25 protein-coding genes are annotated in these 23,215 nt (G+C 66.2%); 6 read left to right on the top strand and 19 right to left on the bottom strand.

The genetic code is table 11. From position 1 onward, the window contains the following. Positions 1-9: 9 nt before the first annotated feature. Positions 10-1,125: an NHL repeat-containing protein gene (locus ACZLIB_RS08785; protein WP_164081129.1), complete on the bottom strand. Its 1,116-nt coding sequence runs from the start codon at positions 1,123-1,125 to the stop codon at positions 10-12. Continuing rightward, the gene (locus ACZLIB_RS08780) at positions 1,125-3,638 is read right to left on the bottom strand and encodes a TonB-dependent receptor (RefSeq protein ID WP_478469916.1); all 2,514 of its coding nucleotides are present in this window, start codon (positions 3,636-3,638) and stop codon (positions 1,125-1,127) included. Before ACZLIB_RS08780 ends, ACZLIB_RS08785 begins: the two co-directional genes overlap by 1 nt. 214 nt (positions 3,639-3,852) lie before the next feature. On the opposite strand from ACZLIB_RS08780, the gene upp reads away from it, so the two are divergent. Together upp and ACZLIB_RS08770 are read left to right on the top strand one after the other, a co-directional pair. Then, a complete protein-coding gene (gene upp, locus ACZLIB_RS08775) occupies positions 3,853-4,485 on the top strand; it encodes a uracil phosphoribosyltransferase (RefSeq protein ID WP_005409099.1) in 633 nt (210 codons plus the stop codon). Between the two features lie 146 nt (positions 4,486-4,631). After that, the gene (locus ACZLIB_RS08770; RefSeq protein WP_032130275.1) at positions 4,632-4,925 is read left to right on the top strand and encodes a PsiF family protein; all 294 of its coding nucleotides are present in this window, start codon (positions 4,632-4,634) and stop codon (positions 4,923-4,925) included. A gap of 85 nt (positions 4,926-5,010) precedes the next feature. On the opposite strand, the gene ACZLIB_RS08765 is transcribed toward ACZLIB_RS08770, so the two are convergent. The 6 genes from ACZLIB_RS08765 to rsmD all read right to left on the bottom strand — a co-directional run bounded on the left by ACZLIB_RS08765 (position 5,011) and on the right by rsmD (position 9,826). Then, a complete protein-coding gene (locus ACZLIB_RS08765) occupies positions 5,011-5,898 on the bottom strand; it encodes an MBL fold metallo-hydrolase (RefSeq protein WP_049400411.1) in 888 nt (295 codons plus the stop codon). A 120-nt stretch (positions 5,899-6,018) separates the two neighbouring features. Continuing rightward, positions 6,019-7,749, bottom strand: coding sequence for a gamma-glutamyltransferase (gene ggt / locus ACZLIB_RS08760; protein WP_478469612.1), 1,731 nt, complete (start codon positions 7,747-7,749; stop codon positions 6,019-6,021). Then, positions 7,746-8,027, bottom strand: coding sequence for a YfhL family 4Fe-4S dicluster ferredoxin (locus ACZLIB_RS08755; RefSeq protein ID WP_004153175.1), 282 nt, complete (start codon positions 8,025-8,027; stop codon positions 7,746-7,748). The genes ggt and ACZLIB_RS08755 overlap by 4 nt, the downstream gene beginning before the upstream one ends. 132 nt (positions 8,028-8,159) lie before the next feature. Next, on the bottom strand, positions 8,160-8,651 hold the full coding sequence (locus ACZLIB_RS08750) for a hypothetical protein (protein ID WP_004153167.1): 492 nt from the start codon (positions 8,649-8,651) through the stop codon (positions 8,160-8,162). Between the two features lie 60 nt (positions 8,652-8,711). Further along, positions 8,712-9,221, bottom strand: coding sequence for a pantetheine-phosphate adenylyltransferase (gene coaD, locus ACZLIB_RS08745; RefSeq protein WP_032130277.1), 510 nt, complete (start codon positions 9,219-9,221; stop codon positions 8,712-8,714). Between the two features lie 26 nt (positions 9,222-9,247). Next, a complete protein-coding gene (gene rsmD, locus ACZLIB_RS08740) occupies positions 9,248-9,826 on the bottom strand; it encodes a 16S rRNA (guanine(966)-N(2))-methyltransferase RsmD (protein WP_049400409.1) in 579 nt (192 codons plus the stop codon). 650 nt (positions 9,827-10,476) lie between these two features. Between rsmD and htpG the strand changes: the two genes are divergently transcribed. Further along, positions 10,477-12,366 (top strand): molecular chaperone HtpG, encoded by a 1,890-nt coding sequence (htpG, locus tag ACZLIB_RS08735; RefSeq protein WP_248860341.1) that lies wholly within the window; start codon positions 10,477-10,479, stop codon positions 12,364-12,366. A gap of 466 nt (positions 12,367-12,832) precedes the next feature. Here the strand turns inward: htpG and ACZLIB_RS08730 are convergent, their stop codons facing one another. Then, complete coding sequence (locus tag ACZLIB_RS08730; RefSeq protein WP_478469610.1) at positions 12,833-13,132, bottom strand: hypothetical protein; 300 nt, start codon at positions 13,130-13,132, stop codon at positions 12,833-12,835. A gap of 129 nt (positions 13,133-13,261) precedes the next feature. On the opposite strand from ACZLIB_RS08730, the gene ftsY reads away from it, so the two are divergent. The 3 genes from ftsY (at position 13,262) to ACZLIB_RS08715 (ending at position 16,066) form a co-directional block, all read left to right on the top strand. Further along, positions 13,262-14,584, top strand: coding sequence for a signal recognition particle-docking protein FtsY (ftsY, locus tag ACZLIB_RS08725; RefSeq protein ID WP_478469609.1), 1,323 nt, complete (start codon positions 13,262-13,264; stop codon positions 14,582-14,584). Between the two features lie 82 nt (positions 14,585-14,666). Next, the gene (mutY, locus tag ACZLIB_RS08720) at positions 14,667-15,791 is read left to right on the top strand and encodes an A/G-specific adenine glycosylase (protein ID WP_049423543.1); all 1,125 of its coding nucleotides are present in this window, start codon (positions 14,667-14,669) and stop codon (positions 15,789-15,791) included. A 5-nt stretch (positions 15,792-15,796) separates the two neighbouring features. Then, positions 15,797-16,066, top strand: coding sequence for an oxidative damage protection protein (locus tag ACZLIB_RS08715; RefSeq protein ID WP_004153160.1), 270 nt, complete (start codon positions 15,797-15,799; stop codon positions 16,064-16,066). Positions 16,067-16,140: 74 nt separating this feature from the next. Here ACZLIB_RS08715 and ACZLIB_RS08710 read toward each other — a convergent pair whose 3' ends face one another. The 10 genes from ACZLIB_RS08710 to ACZLIB_RS08665 all read right to left on the bottom strand — a co-directional run bounded on the left by ACZLIB_RS08710 (position 16,141) and on the right by ACZLIB_RS08665 (position 23,188). Continuing rightward, positions 16,141-16,590 (bottom strand): DUF6491 family protein, encoded by a 450-nt coding sequence (locus tag ACZLIB_RS08710; RefSeq protein WP_049460626.1) that lies wholly within the window; start codon positions 16,588-16,590, stop codon positions 16,141-16,143. 203 nt (positions 16,591-16,793) lie between these two features. Continuing rightward, a complete protein-coding gene (lolD, locus tag ACZLIB_RS08705; RefSeq protein WP_478469607.1) occupies positions 16,794-17,507 on the bottom strand; it encodes a lipoprotein-releasing ABC transporter ATP-binding protein LolD in 714 nt (237 codons plus the stop codon). Continuing rightward, the gene (locus ACZLIB_RS08700) at positions 17,500-18,741 is read right to left on the bottom strand and encodes a lipoprotein-releasing ABC transporter permease subunit (RefSeq protein ID WP_049400955.1); all 1,242 of its coding nucleotides are present in this window, start codon (positions 18,739-18,741) and stop codon (positions 17,500-17,502) included. The genes lolD and ACZLIB_RS08700 overlap by 8 nt, the downstream gene beginning before the upstream one ends. A gap of 23 nt (positions 18,742-18,764) precedes the next feature. Beyond that, complete coding sequence (locus tag ACZLIB_RS08695) at positions 18,765-19,214, bottom strand: hypothetical protein (protein WP_478469605.1); 450 nt, start codon at positions 19,212-19,214, stop codon at positions 18,765-18,767. Beyond that, positions 19,165-19,413, bottom strand: a complete 249-nt coding sequence (locus tag ACZLIB_RS08690; RefSeq protein WP_005409080.1) for an FAD assembly factor SdhE — start codon at positions 19,411-19,413, stop codon at positions 19,165-19,167. The genes ACZLIB_RS08695 and ACZLIB_RS08690 overlap by 50 nt, the downstream gene beginning before the upstream one ends. 98 nt (positions 19,414-19,511) lie before the next feature. Beyond that, positions 19,512-20,297: a succinate dehydrogenase iron-sulfur subunit gene (locus ACZLIB_RS08685; RefSeq protein ID WP_005409079.1), complete on the bottom strand. Its 786-nt coding sequence runs from the start codon at positions 20,295-20,297 to the stop codon at positions 19,512-19,514. A 66-nt stretch (positions 20,298-20,363) separates the two neighbouring features. After that, a complete protein-coding gene (sdhA, locus tag ACZLIB_RS08680) occupies positions 20,364-22,154 on the bottom strand; it encodes a succinate dehydrogenase flavoprotein subunit (RefSeq protein ID WP_049460632.1) in 1,791 nt (596 codons plus the stop codon). A 31-nt stretch (positions 22,155-22,185) separates the two neighbouring features. Further along, positions 22,186-22,572: a succinate dehydrogenase, hydrophobic membrane anchor protein gene (sdhD, locus tag ACZLIB_RS08675; RefSeq protein WP_005409077.1), complete on the bottom strand. Its 387-nt coding sequence runs from the start codon at positions 22,570-22,572 to the stop codon at positions 22,186-22,188. Continuing rightward, entirely contained in the window at positions 22,569-22,961 is a 393-nt protein-coding gene (gene sdhC / locus ACZLIB_RS08670; protein ID WP_024958620.1) for a succinate dehydrogenase, cytochrome b556 subunit, read from the bottom strand. Before sdhC ends, sdhD begins: the two co-directional genes overlap by 4 nt. A 56-nt stretch (positions 22,962-23,017) precedes the next feature. Then, positions 23,018-23,188, bottom strand: coding sequence for a DUF1674 domain-containing protein (locus tag ACZLIB_RS08665; protein WP_005409075.1), 171 nt, complete (start codon positions 23,186-23,188; stop codon positions 23,018-23,020). Between the last annotated feature and the right edge of the window lie 27 nt (positions 23,189-23,215).

The raw sequence follows: 23,215 nt of genomic DNA, 5'->3' as shown, positions 1-23,215 counted from the left end.
ACTGCCGGCTCATGCGCCACACTCCAGCGGCAATGCCAACTGCTTGGCGATGCTCTCCCAGTCGAACGCCACCACGCCCTGGTCGTCATGCACTGCATACAGTGCGCCGTGCGGGAAGCGCGCACTGGGTTGCTGCATCATCCAGATGCCGTCGGTGTTGGCCACGGTATTCCCCTGGAACGCGCCCACCGGCTTCAGCGTGTGCCGGTCGAACAGATGGAACACGCTGCGCTGCTTGCCCTGTTCGGTGGTGATCCACCAGCCGTCCTTGCCGCAGGTACGCAGGGTCACACCTTCGGCCTGCGCCTTGAACACGTCGCGACCGAATGTGGTGCCGGTGAAGCGTCCAGCAAGGGTGTAGACCTTGAACTCGCTGGCGTAGCTTTCATCCTCTTCGGCGATCAACAGGCGATCATTCTCCGGGTCGCCCCAGATCGACTCGACCACGCGCAGCGCACCGGTTTCGCTGGTGTCACCGATGCTGGCCACCAGCTTCGCCTCGACCTTCGCACCGTCGCGGGTCACGTGGTACTGGCGCACGCGCTTGTCCAGCTCGGCCAGCGGCGGCAGGATGTCACGCCCCTGCGCATCCTCGCCGTTGTCCCAGGAATCGGTGACGTAGACGCTGTAGCCATCGGCACGGCGGTCGACCCACAGCCCATACGGCTTGCGCAGGTCGTCCGCAGCGAACGTCGCCAGCGGCGCGAAGTCCGGCAGGCTCAGCACCTGCACGCGGTGATTGTCGCGCTCCACGATCCACAGCAGGTCGTCGATTACCGCGATGCCGTTTGGGCGGTCGAACTGCCCCGGTGCGGAGCCGCTGCTGCCGACGTCACGCAGGTGCTGGCCGGTGCTGCCGTCGTAGACCACCAGCTTGTCGGTGGCCTTGGCGGTGGCGATCAGCCACAGCGCGCCGTCCGGCGCGCGCCAGGCCGCCGGCGAGTCGATGTTGTCGGCCGGGGTCATCGGCGAAAGGAAGGCCTCGGCGATGGTGGTCACCGCCCGTTCGCCGTTGGCCTTCGCTGTCGTCGCGGCCGAGGCAGGGTCATTGCCGGTGGCCGGCGTGCAGCCGGCAGCCAATGCTACCGCCAGCGCGACCGCCAGGACGGTGATGCCACGCCCCATCACAGTGCCACCTTCAGGCCCAGCGCATAGGTGCGGCCGTACTCTTCCATCTGCAGGGTGCGCGAGCGCGTGCCCTGGTACAGCTCCAGCGGCTTGTCCAGCAGGTTCTGCGCCTCGAAGTACATGCTCACGCGCGGGGTGAACTTGTAGTCCAGCGAGAAATCGAGCTGGGTGTTCGGCGCAACGTAGATGTCGAACGCCCGGCCCTTGCCGATGCTGTCCAGGTACTCGCTGCGGTATACCGCCGCAAGGCGTGTACTCACACCGTACTTTTCATAGCCGATGTGTGCGCTGTAGACATGCTTGGAGGCGCGCGGCAGGGTGAAGTCCTCGCCTGCACGGTCCTTGATGCCGGCGTCGAACTTGGTATCCAGCCAGGTGCCACTGGCACCGACCAGCAGGCCATCCAGGCCGTCCGGCAGGAAGGCCAGCTGCTGCTGCCAGTTGAATTCCGCGCCACGCACGGTGGCCTTGCGGCCATTGATCGGCTGGGTCACGTCGAAGCCGCCATAAGCGGGATCATTGGTCCGCACCGTTTGCACGATGTAGCCATCGATCGACTTGTGGAACAGGCCAAGTGAAACGATACCGGTGCTGCCGATGTACCTCTCCACCGACAGGTCGATGTTCTTCGACTCGTACGGATCCAGTTCCGGATTACCCAGGCGCACTTCCTCGTCGCCGCGGCTGTAGCCCACGCGTGGCGAGACATCGCCGAAGGAAGGACGCGATACGGTCTTGTTGGCCGAGGCGCGCAGCACCCAGTCATCGGCCGCGTCGTAGCGCAGGTGCAGGCCCGGCAGCACGTTGGTGTAGCTGCTGTTGGCCACCCTCGGGGTGACGGTGAAGCTGCGCCCGTTGGCGGCCACGTCCACCTGGTTGCCGATCGCCTTGAACTGGGTGTTTTCCACGCGCACACCGCCGATGATGCGCAGCGCGCCCACGTCCCAGGTGCCCATCGCATAGCTGGCGAAGATGTCTTCGCTGGCCACGTAGTCCTCTTCCAGCGATGTCATCGCGTTGCCACCGGCATCCTGGGGACGGGCGCTGTACTGGCCGCCATTGGCCGCCCAGAAGGCACGCATCGCGGCCGAATCCATGCCGTCACCGAGGTTGCCGTGGCGGTGCTCCGGCGAGGAGGTGCCCCAGCTCGACAGCGCCACCTTCGGGCCGACACGCAGTTCGCGCTCGTCCACATTCACGTCACGGTCGCGCCAGCGACCCAGCAGGCCGAACTTGATGCTGCTGCTGTCGCCGTCGAAGCGCACGTTGACCTGCGCGCTGTGCTCCTTGTCGTTCACCTGCTTGGGTGAGAGCACGAAGCGGTCGAACGCGTAGTTGCTGTTGTCCAGCCACTGCGGGTTGTCGAAACTGTAGCTGGGCAGGCGGCTGCTTTGGTCCAGGGTGCCGTTGAAGGCCTTGCCGTTGAGCTTGAAGCGCGCCTCCATCTCGTCGTTCACGCGTTCTTCGGTGCGGGTGTAGCCGATCCGGTAATCGACCACGGCGTTGGTCAGCTTGTTCTCGCCACCGAGACTGGCCGCGAAGGTGTTCTCCTTCTTGGTGCGGTAGCGCATGCGCTTGTCGATGGAATCTTTAGGCATTCCATCCAGGCGGTACTGGTCGGTGCCGGTCTTGACCATCTTCGCGTCGTCGAAGTTGAAGATCACGCGCTGGCGGGTCTCCGCATCGTCGAACTGGCTGTACAGCGTGCGCAGGTAGTACTTGCTGTCTTCATTCGGGCGCCAGTCGAGGTTGAGGTTGGCACCGATGCGCTTGCGCTCGATCTCGTACTTGCGGTGCTGCAGGTTGATCGCGGTGACATCGCCGGGGACGGCATCGTCCTTGCCGTCATACTCCACTTCGGTGTTGTCCGACTCGAACCTGCGCTTCTGGTAGTTCACGCCCAGCGCCACACCGAAGGTGTCGTTGAACACTTCGCTGTAGTTGAAGGCAGCCTTGGGGCTGGTCTCACCGGACAACTGCTGGTGGCTGCCTTCGATCTTGCCACGCAGGCTGCGACCGTCACGGTCGAAGGCCGAGGCCGATTCCACCAGCACGGCGCCGCCGATGGCATCACCGGGCATGTCCGGGGTCGGCGACTTGACCACGCGCAGGCGCTCGGTGGAGTCGGACGGGATCACGTCCAGCGGTGCGGCGCGGCTGGAATCCTCCGGCGTACCGATGGCGATGCCATCCACGCTGACGCTGTTGAGGTTGGCGTCCAGACCGCGGATGACCACGAAGCGCCCCTCGCCCTGGTCGCGGGTCACGCTGATGCCCGGCAGGCGCTGCAGCGACTCGGCGACGTTCTTGTCCGGGTACTGGCCCAGTGCATCGGAGGACACCGCATCTTCGATGGCGTCGCTGCTGCGCTTGAGGTCAACCGCGCGGATCTGTGATTCGAGCTGGGCGCGCACTTCGATGCGGTCCAGGTCGACCGCGTCGGACGCCACGGCGCCGGTGGCGGCTACCGCCTGCTGCCCGGCCGCCTGCAGCGGGGCTGCGGCCCCCATCGCCAGGGTCAGGGTGATGGCAACGGCCAACGGAGTCTTGATATGCACTGGGAATCCCCATTCCTGTTAAGAATGGGTCTGCACGGTATGTCCGCAAGGTTGCATGGCAATGACATGCATCTGCACATTTCGCGTACCAGGGCCACGGCCCGGTTTGGGTTCGGCCCGCCGATCCGGCAAAATGGCGCCCTCTCTCCTTTTCCCCTTCCCGACCATGAAGATCGTCGAAGTGCGCCACCCGCTGGTGCAGCACAAGATCGGCCTGATGCGCAACGCTGCGCTCAGCACCAAGGATTTCCGCGAACTGGCCAACGAGCTGGGTACGCTGCTGGCCTACGAGGCCACCGCCGACCTGGACACCGAGCCGCACACCCTGCCCGGCTGGGCCGGCCCGGTCACCGTGCAGCGCATTGCGGGCGCCAAGATCACCGTGGTGCCGATCCTGCGCGCCGGCCTGGGCATGCTCAGCGGCGTGCTGTCGCTGATCCCGGCGGCCCGTGTCAGCGTGGTCGGGCTGCAGCGCGATGAGGAAACCCTGCAGCCGGTGCCCTACTTCGAGCGCCTGACCGGGCGCCTGGAAGAGCGCGACGCGCTGATCCTGGACCCGATGCTGGCCACCGGCGGCACCCTGATCGCCACCATCGACATGCTCAAGCGGGCCGGTGCCCGCCGCATCAAGGGCATCTTCCTGGTGGCCGCGCCGGAAGGCATCGAGGCGGTCAAGGCCGTGCACCCGGACGTGGAGATCTACACCGCGGCCATTGATGCCCAGCTCAACGACAAGGGCTACATCCTGCCGGGCCTGGGCGATGCCGGTGACCGCATCTTCGGTACCCGCGTCGGCTGATCCGACGAACCGGGGTCAGAGTCCTTTCACCGCGAAAGGGGGCTGACCCCAACAGCGCAGGCCATCGCGGCCGCGTTGCGATTCTTCACGTGCTCTTGGCGCCGGGAAGCGAATGCTCCGCGCACCCGCCACCCTTGGAGCTCCCGATGAAAGCCTCTTTCCTGCTGGCCGCCGTCCTGCTGGTCGGCCTGCCCCTGGCTGCCAATGCCACCACTCCGCAGCAGCAGCGCATGGCCGAATGTTCGGCCAAGAACAAGGGGCTGAAGGGCGATGCCTACAAGACTGCACAGAGCTCCTGCCTCAGCGGCCACGCGGCCGACGCCAAGCCGGTCAATACGCAGCAGGAACGCATGCGCAAGTGCAACGCTGACGCGGGCGCCAAAAAGCTGGCCGGTGATGCGCGCAAGACCTTCATGAGCAGCTGCCTGAAGGCGTCGTAATGGTCGCATCCGGATAAAACGCCATCCACGCATGGCGTGGATCCACGGACATCAGTAAAAGGCCGGGCATTGCCCGGCCATGCCATTACCCCAGGGCGCGTGCCTTCAGCTCACCCTGCTCGTGCAGGGTCACGAAACGCCCCTTGTCATCCCTGCCAAGCTGCGCCAATGCCACCTGCGGATCGTGGGTGAAGAACAGCCGCACGTTGCGCGCCAGCTTGTCTTCCAGGAACTGCCGCTTCTCGTCGATCAGCAGCTCGGCATTGCGGTCGTAGCCCATGGTGATCGGCACGTGTACCCATGAGCGGCCCGGGATCAGGTCGGCACAGAACACCACGCCACCATGCGCACTTTCGCCTGGATGCGCGTGACCGACGATCTCGGCCAGCATCAGCCCCGGTGTATGCCCGTCGCTGTAACTGAAGCGCACGCTGCGGCCGAGCGCCTTCGAGTACTCCCCGTCCACCACTTCCAGCCGGCCACTGGCCTGCAGCAGGCCCGGCAGTTCCGGAATGAAGCTGGCGCGATCGCGCGGGTGTGGCTGCACGGCGCGCTGCCAATGCTGCGCGCCGACCACATAGGTTGCGTTGGGGAACAGCAGCTCGGGCTCGCGTCCTTCGCTCCATGCCGCCAGCAGGCCACCGGCATGATCGAAATGCAGGTGGCTGAGCACCACCACGTCGATATCCTCGTGCTCGAAACCGGCTTCACGCAGCGAATCGATCAGCACGTGCTGGCTTTCCTGCACACCGTAGCGTTCGCGCATGCGCGGATCGAAGAATGCGCCGATGCCGGTTTCAAACAGCACCGTCTTGCCTTCCAGCGGGCTGGCAAGCAGCGCACGGCAGGCCAGCTCGATGCGATTGAGCTCGTCAGGTGCCGCCCATTTTTCCCACAACGCGCGCGGCGCGTTGCCGAACATCGCGCCGCCATCAAGGCGCTGCGAGTTTCCACGAATAGACCAGAGTTTCATGTGTCGATTATCGGCGCCGGCTCGTTAAATAATCGCTAGAAGGGAAACAGAAAACCCCGCCGGCAAAGGCGGGGTTTCGATAATCAGCCGGATTGCCGGCCAGCAGCCGGCACCACCGGATCAGTGTGCCTGCACCACCTGGGCACTGCCGACCGGATTGCGCGGGTCGCTGCCGCCGAACAGCGTGTTCGTCTTGCGGTCCCATTCCACGGTCTGCAGGTTGCCCCACACGTGGCTGGAACCTCGGCCACCCGCGGCGACATTGCCCGGCAGGTCGATCTTGTGGCCCATCGCCTGCAGCTGCTTCACCGTCGCCGCGTCGAACGCATCGTCCTCGGCTTCGATCAGGTCCGGCAGCCACTGGTGGTGGTAGCGCGGCAGTGCGGCAACCTGCTGCGCATCCAGGCCGTCGTCGTAGCCGAGGATGCCCAGCAGCACCATGGTGATGATGCGGCTGCCACCCGGGGTGCCCAGCACCACTACCTTGTCGGCGTTCTCCATGAAGGTCGGCGTCATCGAGCTGAGCATGCGCTTGCCCGGCTTCGGCGCATTGGCTTCATAGCCCATCACGCCGAACGCATTGGGCGTGCCCGGCTTCAGCGCGAAGTCGTCCATCTCGTTGTTCAGCAGCACGCCGGTGCCCTTGGGAATCAGCCCCGAGCCGTACAGCAGGTTGACGGTCTGGGTGGCGCCGACGCGGTTGCCGTCGCGGTCGATGATCGAGAAGTGCGTGGTCTCGTCGTCTTCCAGCGGCGTCGGGTTGCCCGACAGCAGGTCGCTGGGCGTGGCCTTCTCCGGATGGATGGTCGCCCGCAGGCCCTGTGCATAGTCCTTGCTGGTCAGCACCTTCTGCGGGATCTGCACGAAGTCCGGATCGCCGAGGAAGAAGGTGCGGTCGCGGTAGGCGCGACGCATCGACTCCACCACCAGGTGGGTGCGGTGCGCCGGGTCCATCTTCTTGATATCCCAGCCTTCCAGGATCTGCAGCATGCTGGCCAGCGCGATGCCACCGGACGACGGCGGCGGCGCGGTGGTGATCTTCCAGCCGTTGTAGTTGAACACGATCGGCTCGCGCTGCTTCACGCGGTAACCGGCCAGCTCTTCAGCGGTCCACTTGCCGCCGGCCTGCTTCACGCCGGCCAGCAACAGCGTTCCGGTCTGGCCCTTGTAGAAGCCATCGAAGCCACCTGCGGCCAGGCGCTCCAGCGTCTGTGCCAGCTCCGGCTGCTTGAACAGGTCACCGCTGGCGATCGGCTTGCCGTTGCGCAGGTAGACCTCGCGCGTTCCGGGATAGCGCTCCATCACTTCACGGCGCGAGGCATAGCCCTTGGCCATGCGGTCGTACACCGGGAAGCCTTCGCGCGCGATGCGGATGGCCGGCTGCAGCGAGGTCGCCAATGGCAGCTTGCCGTGCTTGGCCGACAGCTCGACCAGCGCTGCGGGCAGACCAGGAATACCGGCCGACCAGGCACCGTTGACCGAACGATCACGGTCGAGGTTGCCCTGCTTGTCGAGGAACGCCTGCGGGGTTGCTGCAGCCGGCGCGGTCTCGCGCGCATCCAGCATCACATCCTTGCCGGTGGCCGCATCGTGCAGCAGGAAGAAGCCACCACCGCCCAGGCCGGAACTGATCGGCTCGACCACCGCCAGCGTGGACGATACCGCCACCGCGGCATCGAAGGCGTTGCCGCCCTGCGCCAGGATGTCGATGCCCGCCTGGGTGGCCAGGGCATGGCCGCTGGCAATGGCCGCGCCATCGGGGCGCTCGGCACGGGCCGGGCTGTCGGCCCAGGCAATCGGGCTCAGCAGCAGGCCGAGCAGCAACAGGGGGCGGACGATCAGCGTCTTCATTCGGATGGGGGCTCCGCGTAGAGTTCGGGGTGATCGTGCTGCAGCTGGCGCAGCTTGGCCAGCAGCTGGTCTTCCGTTTCCACGATCTCCGGGTCCGGGTCGATGCACTCGACCGGGCAGACGACCACGCACTGTGGCTCGTCGAAATGACCCACGCATTCGGTGCAGCGCGCAGGGTCGATCACGTAGATGGTTTCACCCATCGCAATGGCCTGGTTCGGGCAGGCCGGCTCGCATACGTCGCAGTTGACGCAGAGCTCGTTGATTTTCAGCGACACGGCGATACTCCTCGCCCGCGCCCTGGGACAAAGGACCGGCCAGCGCGGGCGCGCGGGCCGGTCAGGTCATCAGCGGCGCCCTTGCAGGACGCCGCCCGGGCCATGCCGGAGCATGGCCGCCATGGCTCGGTATTACTTGGCTTCGACGAAAATGTACTCGGCACCGGTCGGCTGGATCGCAGCCTGTACGCGGGCGTTGTCGGCCGACTGGCCGATGAAGACGACGCGCACGCCCTTCATCGAATCCGGCGACACGTCCTTGAACACGGCCTGGATCATGTCAGCCATCTTGCCCGAGGCCGACGAACCGAAGGCCAGCATGTTGCCCGGCTGCACGCCACGGGCCACGGCCTGGGTCGCGCTCTCGGTCTGGCGCTCGTACTTGGCCTGGAAGTCCGGGTCCGATTCCGGCGAGAGGTAGTACAGGAACGGGCTGTTGGTGATGTTGCCCATGTTCTGGATCGCCACTTCCTGCAGGTACTTCTTCCAGCCTGCATCGTCGTCCTTGGACGGAGCGACCAGGGCCTGCTTGGCCTCGTCGACCGGAGCGGCCTCTTCCTTCTTGCAGGCGGTGAAGGCCAGGGCCAACGAAGCGATCAGCATCGCGCGCATGGTGGTGTTCATGGGTTTCCTCCCGGAATGGTGCGTGGTGTTGTACGTAATGGGGTGCGGGTACAGCGGGGCTTACGACTGTGCCGACTTCGCTTCGCGGACCTTGCGCAGGGCTTCGAGCACCGCGGCCGGCACGAAGCCGGACACGTCGCCGCCCAGGCGCGCGATCTCGCGGACCAGCGAGGACGAAATGAAGCTGTGCTGCTCGGCCGGGGTCAGGAACAGGGTCTCGACCTCGGGGATCAGGTGCCGGTTCATGCTGGCCATCTGGAACTCGTACTCGAAGTCGGACACCGCGCGCAGGCCGCGCAGCAGCACCCCGCCCTGGACCGAACGTACGAAATGCGCCAGCAGGGTATCGAAGCCGATGACCTCGACGTTGCTGTGGTGGGCCAGCGCGCCACGCGCCAGCTGCACGCGCTGCTCCAGCGGCAGCGCCGGGCCCTTGGACGGGCTCTGCGCCACGCCGACCACGACCTTTTCGAACAGCGGCGCGGCCCGGCTCACCAGGTCGATATGGCCGTTGGTGATGGGGTCGAACGTGCCGGGGTAGACGGCAATGCGGCGGTTGGCCACGGTCATGGGCGGATGCAGATGTTCAGATGAGGTCAAAGTGTAGCAGTGGCGCGGCGGTACAGGGCAAAGCGCACCTCGCGGGTGCCACCCTCGCGGTGCAGCAGCCAGTCCGGTGGCAGCACCGGCACGTGGCCGGCCGGCGATTCCAGGTACAGCCAGGCATCGGCGGCCAGATGCCGCGGCAGCTGGGCCAGCACGTCCTGCCACAGGCCGTCGGCGAACGGCGGGTCGATGAAGACCAGATCGGCCTGCTGCGCCGGCGCGCCCTGCAGCCAGCGCAGGGCATCAGCCTGCACGACGCTGATCTGGTCGGAGGCCTGCAGCCTGGCCACGGCAGCGGTCAGATTGCGTCCCAGCTGCGCATCGCGTTCGACCAGGGTGGCGTGTGCGGCACCGCGCGAGACCGCCTCCAGGCCCAGTGCGCCACTGCCGGCGAACAGGTCCAGCACGCGGGCCCCACCGAGCCTGGGCATCAGCCAGTTGAACAGGGTTTCGCGCACACGGTCGCTGCTGGGGCGGAGCCCCGGCAGGATCGGCACCGGCAGGCGGGTATTGCGCCAGCGCCCGCCGATGATGCGGACCTGGCCTTCATTGCCGCCACGGCCGCTCATCGGCTCCCCCGGCGGGAGGTATTCGAGAATTTCAGCATGAGCGGGATTGTAGTTCGGCCGGGCGGCGCCCGGCACCCGCAGAAGCCACAGCAACGGCCGAAGCAACAGCAACAGCGGGCATTCCTTGGGATGGCGGGGTGGGTCCGGTCGAGGGGGACGCTGCAAGTACGTCCATGTAAGCTCGGTCGCCGCATCCATGCGGCTCACGCCCCCTCAACCGGACCCACCCCGCCTTCGACAGTTTGCTGCGATCTGTCGGAACTCTCTTGGAGTCAGATCCGTTTTCCTGCGGAAAACGGATCTGACTCCATTTGATGTATCGATATCTGACAGATGTGTCGACCAAGGTCGACACCTACCAACAGCCGCGTGAACCTGTCGAAGGCGGGGCGGTGTGGGTTGGCAGGACCGTTGGCGCCATGGATGGCGCCATCGAGCCCCCAGGGACGGGTTTACGGCGTGTCCTGCCAACCCACACCGCCCCGCCATCTCACGGAATGCCTGCTGTTGCTGTTGCTGTTGCTGTTGCTTCGGCCTCTGCGGGTGCCGGGCGCAGCCCGGCCGACCAACCCCTTGATTTCGGGACAATCAGCCATACCCCTTGGCGAGGCCGCACGCGCTGGCGCGGCATTGCACACGGAGCCTTATCGATGACCGAGACCACCCAGACCGAAACCCTTGGCTTCCAGACCGAAGTCAAGCAGCTGCTGCAACTGATGATCCACTCGCTGTACTCCAACAAGGAAATCTTCCTGCGCGAGCTGGTCTCCAACGCCGCCGACGCCGCCGACAAGCTGCGCTTCGAGGCCCTGACCCAGCCGGCACTGCTGGAAGGCGACAGCGAGCTGCGCGTGCGCGTCAGCTTCGACCCCACCGCCCACACCATCACCATCGAAGACAACGGCATCGGCATGAGCCGCGCCGAAGCGATTGCCCACCTCGGCACGATCGCAAAGTCCGGCACCGGCGATTTCCTGCGCCAGCTGTCCGGCGACCAGAAGAAGGATTCGCAGCTGATCGGCCAGTTCGGCGTCGGCTTCTACAGCGCCTTCATCGTCGCCGACGAAGTGGAAGTGACCTCGCGCCGCGCCGGCCTGGCTGCAGGCGAAGGCGTGCGCTGGACCTCGCGCGGCGAAGGCGATTTCGACGTCGCCACCGTCGACAAGGCCGAGCGCGGCACCCGCATCGTGCTGCACCTGAAGGACGGCGAGCACGACTTCGCCGATGGCTGGCGCCTGCGCAGCATCCTCAAGAAGTACTCGGACCACATCGGCCTGCCGATCCAGATGCCGAAGGAGGGCGAAGAAGGCGCCGCCGGTGAGTGGGAGACCGTCAACCGCGCCAGCGCGCTGTGGACCCGCCCGCGCACCGAGATCAGCGACGCCGAGTACACCGAGTTCTACAAGCACGTCGCGCACGATCACAGCGACCCGCTGGCGTGGAGCCACAACAAGGTCGAGGGCAAGCTGGAGTACACCTCGCTGCTGTACGTGCCCGGCCGCGCACCGTTCGACCTGTACCACCGCGATGCGCCCAAGGGCCTGAAGCTGTACGTGCAGCGCGTGTTCGTGATGGACCAGGCCGAGCAGTTCCTGCCGCTGTATCTGCGCTTCATCAAGGGCGTGGTCGATTCCAACGACCTGTCGCTGAACGTCTCGCGCGAGATCCTGCAGTCCGGCCCGGTCATCGATTCGATGAAGGCGGCGCTGACCAAGCGCTCGCTGGACATGCTGGAGAAGCTGGCCACCGACAAGCCGGAGCAGTACGCCACGTTCTGGAAGGAATTCGGCCAGGTACTGAAGGAAGGCCCGGCCGAGGACTACAACAACCGCGAGAAGGTGGCCGGCCTGCTGCGCTTCGCCTCCACCCGTGGCGACGGCGATGCGCAGACCGTGTCGCTGGCCGACTACCTCGGCCGCATGACCGAAGGCCAGGACAAGATCTACTACCTGACCGGCGAGAGCTACAGCCAGGTGCGCAACAGCCCGCACCTGGAAGTGTTCCGCAAGAAGGGCGTGGAAGTGCTGCTGCTGACCGATCGCATCGACGAGTGGCTGATGGGCTACCTGACCGATTTCGACGGCAAGGGCTTCGTCGACATCGCCCGTGGCGACCTCGACCTGGGCGCGCTGGAAACCGAAGCGGACAAGCAGGAACAGGAAGCGGCGGCCAAGGACAAGCAGGGCCTGGTCGAGCGCCTGAAGACGGTGCTGGGCGACGACGTGGCCGAAGTGCGCGTCTCGCACCGCCTGACCGATTCGCCGGCGGTGCTGGCCATCGGCGAACAGGACCTGGGCCTGCAGATGCGCCAGATCCTGGAAGCCAGCGGGCAGAAGGTGCCGGACAGCAAGCCGGTGCTGGAGATCAACCCGGGCCACCCGCTGATCGCCAAGCTCGATGCCGAAGCCGATGGCGCGCGTTTCGACGACCTCGGCCGGGTGCTGTTCGACCAGGCTGCGTTGGCCGCCGGTGACAGCCTGAAGGATCCGGGTGCCTATGTGGCGCGCCTGAACAAGCTGCTGCTGGAGCTGTCGGTCTGATCGAGGCGGTGGTCGCCGGGCATGGCCTGGCGCTACCGGGTGCGGGTGGATGCCAACCTTGGTTGGCATTCCTGCTTTGGTAGGTGCCAACCTTGGTTGGCACTGCTGCCCTGGTAGAGGCCAACCTTGGTTGGCATTCCTGCTCTGGTAGGTGCCAACCTTGGTTGGCACTGTTGCCCTGGTAGAGGCCAACCTTGGTTGGCGCCCCAAAAGCGTGCCAACCAAGGTTGGCACCTACCAGGGCGGGTCGAGCGTGCCAACCAAGGTTGGCACCTACCAGGGCGGGTCGAGCGTGCCAACCAAGGTTGGCACCTACCAGGGCGGGTCGAGCGTGCCAACCAAGGTTGGCACCTACCAGGGCGGGTCGAGCGTGCCGACCAAGGTTGGCACCTACCAGGCTGGGTCGAAGCGTGCCGATCAAGGTTGGCACCCACCAGGGGTGGCGGTTGGCAGCTGCCGAGGGGGTTCAGGCGTCCCGATCCAGCAGTGAGCCCAGCATCTGGTCCTGGCGACGGATCACCGTGGCATTGGCGGCAAAGGCCACGACCTCGGCTTTCGCGGCCAGCAGATCACCCAGCGGCGCGCCGGCATCGGCGCCGGTGGACGTCACCGAAGCCTGCACCCCACCCTGCTCGGTGGTATTGCGCTGCAACTGCAGGTGCTGGGCATCCGGGGTCGCCAGGTTGGCCACGTTGTGCGCGGCCACCTGCACGCCCTGCTGGGCCGCACGCATCCCGCTGAGGGCGATTCCCATCACGTTGTCCATGGCGGTCTCCGGGCCGCACCGCGCAGCCCTCCGGACCGGTTAACGGCCGGTGGGCCGCAACCTTGAGTCCACATCGGCCCGACAGGCCCGAGTGGTAGCATATCCCTCTGATTTCAGCGCCTTTTGCCAATGCTCAGTTTTTTCCGCCGCAAGAAGCCCCAGGATGCCCCCGCAACGGAGGCACCCAAGACCCAGCACTACTCGGCTGAAGAGCTGGCGGCGGCATTCCCGTCGGCCGCGCCGGTCGAGGACAAGGAGCCGGCGCCGGTAGCAGTACCGGCCGAGCCTGTACCGGTCGAGCCGCCCCCAGCAACCGCCGTTCCGGTCGCTGTCGAGCCCACCCCGGTTATTCCGGCCCCAGCCGCACCGGTTCCAGCAACTCCTGCGCCGACGGCTCAGATCGACGTCGCCCCCATCGCGACCCCGGCCATCGAACCGGCACCCGCACCACTGCCTGAGCCCACCCCGGCACCGGCACCGGTCACCGACGACCTGCCTGCCGCCGCCTCGATCGACGCCGTTCCGGCGCCTGCTGGCAAGCCCGGCTGGCGCGAACGCCTGCGCAACAGCGTCATCGCGCGCAGCTTCGGCGGCCTGTTCTCGCGCAACCCCAAGCTCGACGACGACCTGCTGGACGAGCTGGAAACCGCGCTGATCACCGCCGACGTCGGCGTGGGCGCCACCACCGACCTGGTCGAGGGCCTGCGCAAGCGCATGAAGTCGCGCGAGTTCGCCGACGCCAATGCGCTGCTGGCCGCGCTGCGCGCGGAGCTGATCGCGATCCTGCAGCCGGTGGCCAAGCCGCTGGTGATCGACCGCAACGCCAAGCCCTTCGTGGTGCTCACCGTCGGCGTCAACGGCGTCGGCAAGACCACCACCATCGGCAAGCTGGCCAAGCGCTTCAAGGACGATGGCCACAGCCTGATGCTGGCCGCCGGTGACACCTTCCGCGCCGCCGCCGTGGCACAGCTGCAGGCCTGGGGCGAGCGCAACGGCGTGGCCGTGGTCGCGCAGGGTCAGAACGCCGATGCCGCTTCGGTGGCATTCGACGCGCTGCAGGCCGGCAAGGCCCGTGGCACCTCGGTGCTGATCGCCGACACCGCCGGCCGCCTGCATACCCAGTCCGGCCTGATGAACGAGCTGGGCAAGATCCGCCGCGTGCTCGGCAAGATCGACCCCACCGCCCCGCACGAAGTGCTGATGGTGATCGACGGCACCACTGGCCAGAACGCGCTGTCGCAGCTGCGCCAGTTCAATGCCGCAGTGAACGTGACCGGCCTGGTGGTGACCAAGCTGGACGGCACCGCCAAGGGCGGCGTGGTGTTCGCGCTGGCCCGCGAGTTCGGCATTCCGATCCGTTTCGCCGGCATCGGCGAGCGCCCGGAAGACCTGCGCGTGTTCGACCCGGAAGCCTTCGTCGACGCCCTGCTGCCCGAAGCGCTGGGCGCCTGATACACCGTGCAGCCACGCATGGCGTGGCTCTACTGCAATCCAGTAGAGCCACCCCACGGGTGGCTGCCTCTCTGGAACACCGATGCCCCGCCAGCCGCACGCCAGCGCCGGAACCACGCAGACCGATGGCTTCGTCGCCCACCTGCTGCATTGGTTCGACGACCACGGCCGCCACGACCTGCCCTGGCAGCACCCACGCAGTCCCTACCGGGTCTGGCTGTCGGAAATCATGCTGCAGCAGACCCAGGTGAGTACGGTCATCCCGTATTTCCAGCGGTTCCTGCAGCACTTCCCGACCCTGCCCGACCTCGCCGCCGCCAGCAACGACGCGGTGATGGCGCAGTGGGCCGGGCTCGGCTACTACGCCCGCGCACGCAACCTGCATGCCGCTGCGAAGCGCTGCGTGGAACTGCACGACGGCGACCTGCCGCGTGATTTCGATGCATTGCATGCTCTGCCCGGCATCGGCCGCAGCACCGCCGGTGCGATCCTCAGCCAGGCCTGGAACGACCCGTTCGCGATCCTCGATGGCAACGTCAAGCGGGTGCTCAGCCGTTACCACGGCATCGATGGCTTCCCCGGGCTGCCGGCCATCGAGAAGCAGCTGTGGGCGATCGCCGAGGCGCATGTGGCGCAGGTGCCGGCCGGGCGCATGGCCGACTACACGCAGGCGCAGATGGACCTGGGCGCGACGGTGTGCAGCCGTGCCAAACCGGCCTGCGTGATCTGCCCGTTGCAGGATGACTGCGTGGCACGGCGCGAAGGCCGCACCGCTGAACTACCCACGCCCAAGCCCAGCAAGACCCTGCCCGAGCGCGAGGCCGTTGCGCTGCTGCTGCGCGACGCCCAGCAGCGTGTGCTGCTGCAGAAGCGGCCGGACACCGGCATCTGGGCGCAGTTGTGGACGCTGCCGCAGGCCGATGCCGGCAGCGTGCTGCAGGACTGGTTCGACGTGCACGTCGACGGCTCGCTGGAAGAGGCCGAAGAGCTGCCAGTGCTGCAGCACACCTTCAGCCACTACAAGCTGCATCTGCAGGTATTGTCGCGGCAGGTACACGGACTGCGCGTGGAAGAACCCACGCTGCGCTGGGTCGCCAGCGACGAACTGCACGCGCTGGGCCTGCCGGCACCGATCCGCAAACTGCTCGACGGCGCAACGATCAAGACGCCGAAACGAAATTCCAAGAAACCCCGCAACCACGAGTGAATGCCATGTCCCGAACCGTCTTCTGCCAGTACGAACAACGCGATGCCGAGGGCCTGGACTTCGTGCCCTACCCCGGCGAACTGGGTCAGCGCATCTTCAACAACATCGGCAAGCAGGCCTGGGCTGCGTGGCTGGCGCACCAGACCATGCTGATCAACGAGAACCGCCTGTCGCCGCGCACGCCGGAGCATCGCGCGTTCCTTGAAGGCGAACTGGTCAAGTTCCTGTTCGAGAAGGACGCGGAAAAGCCGGCCGGCTTCACCCCGGAAGCCTGACACACAGGTAGTGCCGGCCGCTGGCCGGCAACCTGGCATCTGCGCGATGCCGGCCAGCGGCCGGCACTACCACGCTATTTCGTGCTTTCCTCGCGCTCCTGCACCTGCGCCTGGCGCAGCTCCTGCTCGGAGGCGCGCAGCGCCTTCACGTCCAGCTTGCGGATGCTGTCGATGAAGCACGGCATGCGCGGGCCACCGGCAGGGTCCCGCACCAGCACCTTGTCGAAGCGCGCCGAAACACGGTTCATCTGGCTGGTCAGGCCGATGGCGGTGGCATACGGCAGGTCCTGGCAGGGACCCCTCAATTCCAGCAGATAGGCCTCGCTGGGACGCGTCCACACCGCCAGCGCGCTGTCACCCAGTTCGGTCCAGCCGTTGAGGCTGCCGAAGAACTGCATGTCGTTCTGCGGCGCGCCGGCATGGGCACGGTACAGGTCAAGTTTCTCGGCAGAGCTGAGCCGGCCGGTGGTCGCGCAGGCGGCCAACGCCAAGCAGAGTCCGGCCATCAGGATCGGGGTCTTCATCGCGATCTCCTCGGGGAACTGTCGCCATCATGCGCCTGCGCAGACAACGCCGGCGCGAAAGCCAGTGCCCCATTCAGCAGCCGGTCGGCGGTCGACCCAAGTAGGCCCAAGGCTCCGATTCCGGTAGTCGCCAACCTTGGTTGGCGCTTGCCCTGCAAGAGCAGCCGACCAAGATCGGCTTCCACCAAAGCGGGCCCGGCGCCTCAGACGTCGGCGTGGGCCAACGCGTGCAGGCGCCCCTCGCGCAGCTCCAGCACCCGGTCCAGGCGCTGTGCCAGGCTGCGGTCGTGGGTCACCAGCACCAGGCTGGTATGCCGCGCACGATTCAGTTCCAGCATCAGCTCGAACACCGTCGCCGCGGTGCGGTCATCGAGGTTGCCGGTCGGCTCGTCCCCGAGCACGCAGGCCGGATGATTGACCAGCGCACGCGCCACTGCGGCACGCTGGCGTTCGCCACCGGACAGTTCGCCGGGCTTGTGGTCCAGGCGATGGCCAAGGCCGACCGCTTCCAGCAGCGTGGTGGCCCGGCTGCTCGCCTCGGCCACTGCAGTACCGGCCAGCAGTACCGGCATCATCACGTTTTCCAGCGCGGTGAACTCAGGTAGCAGGTGGTGGAACTGGTAGACGAAGCCCAGCGCCTGGTTGCGCAGCAGGCCGCGCGCGGTATCGGACAGCGCTGACATGCGCTGGCCGGTCACATAGACCTCGCCGGCGGTCGGAATGTCCAGGCCACCCAGCAGGTGCAGCAGCGTGCTCTTGCCGGCACCGGAAGCACCGATGATCGCCACCGTTTCGCCGGCGGTCACGGTCAGGTCCAGGCCATCGAACACCGGGGTCTGCATGCGCCCTTCGGCGTAGGTCTTGCCCAGTGCTTCGGCGCGGATCACTTCATCGCCGCGGTTGAAGACCTTATTCATAACGCAGGGCCTCCGCCGGCTGGGTGCGTGCTGCCCGCCAGGCGGGATACAGGGTGGCCAGGAAGCTCATCAGCAGCGCGACCACGGTGATCGCCACCACGTCGCCGGTCTGCATGTCGGTCGGCAGGCCGGTGATGTAGTACACATCCTCCGGCATCAGCTTGACGTTGAACACACTCTCGATGGCACCCAGGATGCGCTCCAGGTTGAGTGTGAGGGTGATGCCACCGATCAGGCCGGCCAGCGTGCCGAAGATGCCGATCAGCGAACCCTGCACCATGAACACCTGCATCACCCCGCCCGGGGTCAGGCCGAGCGTGCGCAGGATGGCGATGTCGGCCTGCTTGTCGGTGACCAGCATCACCTGCGAGGACACCAGGTTGAAGGCGCCCATGGCGATGATCAGCGACAGCAGGATGCCCATCACCACCTTCTCCATGCGCAGCGAGTGGTAGAGGTTGGCGTTCTGCTGGGTCCAGTCACTCACGCGGTACGCACCACCGAGGTTCTGCGCGAGGTCCACGCCCACTTCCAGCGAGCGGTCCATGTCGTGCAGCTTCAGCCGCACGCCGGTGGCGCCATCGGAACGCAGCACGCGCTCCAGGTCCTTCATGTTGGCGAAGCCGACGCCGCGGTCGACCTCGTTGTAGCCGGCCTCGAAAATTCCGCTCACGGTAAAGCGTTTCATCCGTGGCACCGCACCGGCAGGCGTGCCCTGCACTTCGGCGAAGGTCACCAGCACCTGATCGCCAACGTCCACGCCCAGCCAGATCGCCAGTTCCTTGCCCAGCAGCAGGTTGAAGCTGCCCGGCGTGAGGCTGCCATAGCTGCCCTTGGTGACCTTCTTGTCGATCACCGATACCTTCGGCTCCAGCGCCGGATCGATGCCCTGGATGATCGCGCCCTGCACGCGCGGGCCGCTGATCATCGACTGGATCTCGATGTACGGCGCAGCACCAGCCACGCGCGGGTCCTTGCGGGCCACGTCGACTACGCGCATCCAGTCCGGCATCGGCTCGCCGTCACGGCTGATGGTGGTGTGCGCGGTCATCTGCAGCAGGCGGCTGCGGATTTCCTTCTGGAAACCGCTCATCACCGCCAAGGTGGTGATCAGCACCGTGACGCCGAGCGCGATGCCCAGGATCGATGCCATCGAGATGAAGGAGATAAAGCCGTTGCGGCGCTTGGCGCGCAGGTAGCGCAGGCCAATGGCCACGGGAATGGGTTTGAACATGCAGGCACGCCGGTCAATTCAGCTTATGGTGCCATCGACCGGGGCCTACGGGAAACGCCACGTGCGGCCACGGCCAGTCGCAGTTCACGTCGCTGCCCGGAATCGAGCACATCCGGCCAGAACAGCAGGCGCCGGCGGCGCCGATCCTCACGCCAGAGCAACAACAGCCATGGACCACGCACGACCAGCTGGGGTGTATCGGCGTCCTGCCCCGCCACCTGCAGCGGCTCGGGCGGTGCCGGCAGAAGCACCTGCACGCGTGGCTTGCGCTGGCGCCAGGCCAGTTCGGCCAACCCGATGACCCAGGCCAGCACCACCGCGGGCATCAGCAACCGTGAAGGCAGATCCGATGCGCGCAGCAGCCAGGGCGCAGCCAGCAGCACCGCCAACTGGGCGGCGGCCTGCAGCCGCGAGGTGCGCCACTCAAGGCTTGAGGGCGAGGATCTTCTGCATGAGGGGGATCGCGTGCGCATGCGGGCAGGCCTCATAGCCCATGAACCAGCGCCACAACTTATCGTCCTCGCAGTCGAGCAGGAACAGGAAAACCTCGCGCTCTTCGGTCGGCGCAGTGCTCCATTCGTGGTCCAGGTAGCGACCGAACAGCTGGTCCAGCTCACGCATGCCGCGGCGGCAACGCCAGCGCAGCTTCTTCAGCAGAACGTCTTCTTCCATCATGTTTCTCCAGATACAGCAAAGCCACGCATGGCGTGGCTCTACTGGGGTGGCACAGCCACGCGTGGCGTGGCTCTACCGGGTACAGCCAGGCCTGATCAGGCGCGGCGTTCCATCATCAGCTTCTTGATCTCGGCGATCGCCAGCGCCGGGTTCAGGCCCTTCGGGCAGGTCCGGGCGCAGTTCATGATGGTGTGGCAGCGGTACAGCTTGAACGGATCTTCCAGATCGTCCAGGCGCGCACCGGTGTCCTCATCGCGCGAGTCGATGATCCAGCGGTAGGCCTGCAGCAGGATCGCCGGGCCCAGGTAACGCTCGCCGTTCCACCAGTAGCTCGGGCAGCTGGTCGAGCAGCAGGCGCACAGGATGCACTCGTACAGGCCGTCCAGCTTCTTGCGGTCTTCCGGCGACTGCAGGCGCTCACGATCCGGCGGTGCCGGGGTCTGGGTGCGGATCCACGGCTTGATCGAGGCGTACTGCGCGTAGAAGTGGGTCAGGTCCGGAACCAGATCCTTGACCACGTTCATGTGCGGCAGCGGGTAGATCGGCACTTCCTTCTTGCCGCAGTCCGAGATGGCTCGGGTGCAGGCCAGGGTGTTGGTGCCGTCGATGTTCATCGCGCACGAACCACAGATACCTTCGCGGCAGGAGCGGCGGAAGGTCAGGGTCGGGTCGATCTCGTTCTTGATCTTGATCAGGGCGTCCAGGACCATCGGGCCACAGGCGTCCAGATCGACTTCATAGGTATCGGTGCGCGGGTTGCTGTCGTCGTCCGGACTCCAGCGATAGATCTTGAAGGTGCGCACGTTCTTGCCGCCGTTCTTGACGGGGAAGTGCTTGCCCTTCGTGATCTTGGAATTCTTGGGGAGTGAAAACTCGGCCATGGCTGCTCTCGTTGGCTCAGGCGGCCCGCGCCCGTGGGCGCGGATTGCATGGTAGGCGGGGTCGGATCAGTACACGCGCGGCTTCGGCGGCACTACGGACACGTCGTCGGTCAACGTGTACATGTGCACCGGACGGTAGTCGAAGCTGCACTTGCCCTTCTCGTCGACGCTGACCAGGGTGTGCTTCTGCCAGTTGACGTCGTCGCGGTCCGGATAGTCCTCGTGCGCATGCGCGCCGCGGCTTTCCTTGCGCTGTTCGGCCGAGTTGATCGTCGCCACCGCGTTGAGCAGCAGGTTGTTCAGCTCGTAGGTCTCGATCAGGTCCGAGTTCCAGACCAGCGAACGGTCGGAGACCTTCACGTCCTGGAACGAGTCGAAGATCTTGTCCATCTTCTCGCAGCCTTCCTTCAGCGTCTGGCTGGTGCGGAAGACCGCCGCGTCGGCCTGCATGGTGCGCTGCATGCGATCGCGGATGACCGAGGTCGGGGTATCGCCGTTGGCGTGGCGCAGCTTGTCCAGCAGGCCCAGCGCCTTGTCGCAGGCATCGGCCGCCAGCGGCTTGTGCGACGCGCCCGGCTTGATGGTCTCGGCGCAACGGTTGGCCACCGCACGACCGAACACCACCAGGTCCAGCAGCGAGTTCGAGCCGAGGCGGTTGGCACCGTGCACCGACACGCAGGCGGCTTCGCCGATCGCGTACAGGCCCGGGATCACCGCATCGGGGTTGTCGCCATCCTTGCGCACCACTTCGCCGTGGTAATTGGTCGGAATGCCGCCCATGTTGTAGTGCACGGTCGGGATCACCGGGATCGGCTGCTTGTGCACGTCGACGCCGGCGAAGATGCGGGCGCTCTCGGCAATGCCCGGCAGCTTCTCGTCGATCACGCCCGGGCCAAGGTGGGTCAGGTCGAGCAGGATGTGGTCCTTGTGCTCGCCGACGCCGCGGCCTTCGCGGATCTCGATGGTCATCGAACGGCTGACCACGTCGCGCGAGGCCAGATCCTTGTAGTGCGGTGCGTAACGCTCCATGAAGCGCTCGCCGCTGCTGTTGCGCAGGATGCCGCCTTCACCGCGGACACCCTCGGTGATCAGGCAGCCGGCGCCGTAGATGCCGGTCGGGTGGAACTGCACGAACTCCATGTCCTGCATGGCGATGCCGGCACGCATGGCCAGGCCGCCACCGTCACCGGTGCAGGTGTGCGCCGAGGTGGCGCTGAAGTAGGCACGGCCGTAACCGCCGGTGGCCAGCACCACGCCCTGGGCGCGGAACAGGTGCAGGGTGCCGTCGGACATGTCCAACGCCAGCACGCCGCGGCAGGCGCCTTCGTCGTCGAAGATCAGGTCGAGCGCGAAGTACTCGATCATGAAGCGCGCATCGTGCTTCAGCGACTGCTGGTACAGGGTGTGCAGCATCGCGTGGCCGGTACGGTCGGCCGCCGCGCAGGTACGCTGCGCCGCCGGGCCTTCGCCGTACTTGGTGGTCATGCCACCGAACGGACGCTGGTAGATCTTGCCTTCGGCGGTGCGCGAGAACGGCACGCCGTAGTGTTCGAGCTCGATGATGGCCGGGATGGCCTCACGGCACATGTATTCGATGGCGTCCTGGTCGCCCAGCCAGTCCGACCCCTTGATGGTGTCGAAGAAGTGGTAGCGCCAGTCGTCCTCGCCCATGTTGGCGAGTGCGGCCGAGATACCGCCCTGGGCGGCAACGGTGTGCGAACGGGTCGGGAAGACCTTGGTCAGGCACACGGTCTGCAGGCCCTTGGCGGCCAGGCCGAACGTGGCGCGCAGGCCGGCGCCGCCGGCGCCCACCACGACCATGTCGTACTTGTGTTCGGTGATCTTGTAAGCGGACATCTAATCTGGATTCCTGTGTAGGTGCCTGGGCTCAGGCAACGCCGAGGGCGATGCGGCCCACCGCAAACACACTGACGATCATGCCGAGCACGGCGACGAACTTCACCGCGGTCTGCAGCACCAGGGCCAGCAGCGATTCGTGGATGTAGTCTTCCAGCACGACCTGCATGCCGAGCTGCGCGTGCCAGAACATGGCGATCAGCAGGCCGATCAGCGGCACCGCGTTCCACGGCTTGGCCACGGCGGCGGCGGCGGTCGCGTAGTCCGAGCCCAGCAGGCCCAGCACGAAGACCAGGAACCAGATGCCCAGCACCACCAGTGCGGCGGCGGTCAGGCGCTGGTGCACGAAGTGCTCGGTGCCGGTCTTGGCCGAGCCCAGGCCGCGCACGTTCTTCAGCGGGGTACGGAACTTGCTCACGCAGCACCTCCGAACATCACATAGGCCCACACCAGCAGGGTGATCACCAGGCTGCCGATGACCGACAGCCAGCTGCTGCGGATGAAAGCGGGGATGCTGAAGCCGATGGCGAAGTCCTGCACCACATGGCGGATGCCATTGCACAGGTGATAGGCGAACGACCATGTCCACGCGAACAGGAACACGCGGCCATACCAGGCCCCGGCATGGCCGGTGAAGCAGTTCCAGGACTCGGGCCCCATCATCAGGGCCAGCAGGCCGGCAGCGATGATGAGGGCACCAACAGACAGAAAGACGCCAGTGGCTCGATGCAGGATCGAGGTGGCCATCTGAATCTGCCAGCGATACACCTGAAGGTGCGGGGAAAGTGGGCGTTGTCTGGTCGCCATTCGCTGGGCTCGTTGTCTCGGCTGGGCGGCACGCGGCCGCGTTGGCTCAATGCTGATCAGAAATCGATGCAGCGTCCGTTTTTCTCCCAATCGCCGTACCGCACCGGATCAAGTCCGCCGCGGCCGCCGAATTCCTCTGCTTTTTCCTGTTCCACGGGCACGGGTGCCGCGGGGACCAGCGGGGCTTCAGATTCGTCGTCGGGAGTGGGGGTTGTTTGGCCTATCATGTTCGGTCTCGCAACGCACAAATTTTA

The organism is Stenotrophomonas sp. 220_Sma (genome assembly GCF_056487375.1).
Note: the sequence above shows the minus strand (reverse complement) of the source record. Positions and strands in the feature narration are given on the sequence as shown.

Excerpts from the sequence above, each read along its gene's own strand:
- ACZLIB_RS08785 (WP_164081129.1), bottom strand. The coding sequence starts at position 1,125 with ATGGGGCGTGGCATCACCGTCCTGGCGGTCGCGCTGGCGGTAGCATTG.
- ACZLIB_RS08780 (WP_478469916.1), bottom strand. The coding sequence starts at position 3,638 with ATGGGGGCCGCAGCCCCGCTGCAGGCGGCCGGGCAGCAGGCGGTAGCC.
- upp (WP_005409099.1), top strand. The coding sequence starts at position 3,853 with ATGAAGATCGTCGAAGTGCGCCACCCGCTGGTGCAGCACAAGATCGGC.
- ACZLIB_RS08770 (WP_032130275.1), top strand. The coding sequence starts at position 4,632 with ATGAAAGCCTCTTTCCTGCTGGCCGCCGTCCTGCTGGTCGGCCTGCCC.
- ACZLIB_RS08765 (WP_049400411.1), bottom strand. The coding sequence starts at position 5,898 with ATGAAACTCTGGTCTATTCGTGGAAACTCGCAGCGCCTTGATGGCGGC.
- ggt (WP_478469612.1), bottom strand. The coding sequence starts at position 7,749 with ATGAAGACGCTGATCGTCCGCCCCCTGTTGCTGCTCGGCCTGCTGCTG.
- ACZLIB_RS08750 (WP_004153167.1), bottom strand. The coding sequence starts at position 8,651 with ATGAACACCACCATGCGCGCGATGCTGATCGCTTCGTTGGCCCTGGCC.
- coaD (WP_032130277.1), bottom strand. The coding sequence starts at position 9,221 with ATGACCGTGGCCAACCGCCGCATTGCCGTCTACCCCGGCACGTTCGAC.
- rsmD (WP_049400409.1), bottom strand. The coding sequence starts at position 9,826 with ATGAGCGGCCGTGGCGGCAATGAAGGCCAGGTCCGCATCATCGGCGGG.
- htpG (WP_248860341.1), top strand. The coding sequence starts at position 10,477 with ATGACCGAGACCACCCAGACCGAAACCCTTGGCTTCCAGACCGAAGTC.
- ACZLIB_RS08730 (WP_478469610.1), bottom strand. The coding sequence starts at position 13,132 with ATGGACAACGTGATGGGAATCGCCCTCAGCGGGATGCGTGCGGCCCAG.
- ftsY (WP_478469609.1), top strand. The coding sequence starts at position 13,262 with ATGCTCAGTTTTTTCCGCCGCAAGAAGCCCCAGGATGCCCCCGCAACG.
- mutY (WP_049423543.1), top strand. The coding sequence starts at position 14,667 with ATGCCCCGCCAGCCGCACGCCAGCGCCGGAACCACGCAGACCGATGGC.
- ACZLIB_RS08715 (WP_004153160.1), top strand. The coding sequence starts at position 15,797 with ATGTCCCGAACCGTCTTCTGCCAGTACGAACAACGCGATGCCGAGGGC.
- ACZLIB_RS08710 (WP_049460626.1), bottom strand. The coding sequence starts at position 16,590 with ATGAAGACCCCGATCCTGATGGCCGGACTCTGCTTGGCGTTGGCCGCC.
- lolD (WP_478469607.1), bottom strand. The coding sequence starts at position 17,507 with ATGAATAAGGTCTTCAACCGCGGCGATGAAGTGATCCGCGCCGAAGCA.
- ACZLIB_RS08700 (WP_049400955.1), bottom strand. The coding sequence starts at position 18,741 with ATGTTCAAACCCATTCCCGTGGCCATTGGCCTGCGCTACCTGCGCGCC.
- ACZLIB_RS08695 (WP_478469605.1), bottom strand. The coding sequence starts at position 19,214 with ATGCGCACGCGATCCCCCTCATGCAGAAGATCCTCGCCCTCAAGCCTT.
- ACZLIB_RS08690 (WP_005409080.1), bottom strand. The coding sequence starts at position 19,413 with ATGGAAGAAGACGTTCTGCTGAAGAAGCTGCGCTGGCGTTGCCGCCGC.
- ACZLIB_RS08685 (WP_005409079.1), bottom strand. The coding sequence starts at position 20,297 with ATGGCCGAGTTTTCACTCCCCAAGAATTCCAAGATCACGAAGGGCAAG.
- sdhA (WP_049460632.1), bottom strand. The coding sequence starts at position 22,154 with ATGTCCGCTTACAAGATCACCGAACACAAGTACGACATGGTCGTGGTG.
- sdhC (WP_024958620.1), bottom strand. The coding sequence starts at position 22,961 with ATGGCGACCAGACAACGCCCACTTTCCCCGCACCTTCAGGTGTATCGC.
- ACZLIB_RS08665 (WP_005409075.1), bottom strand. The coding sequence starts at position 23,188 with ATGATAGGCCAAACAACCCCCACTCCCGACGACGAATCTGAAGCCCCG.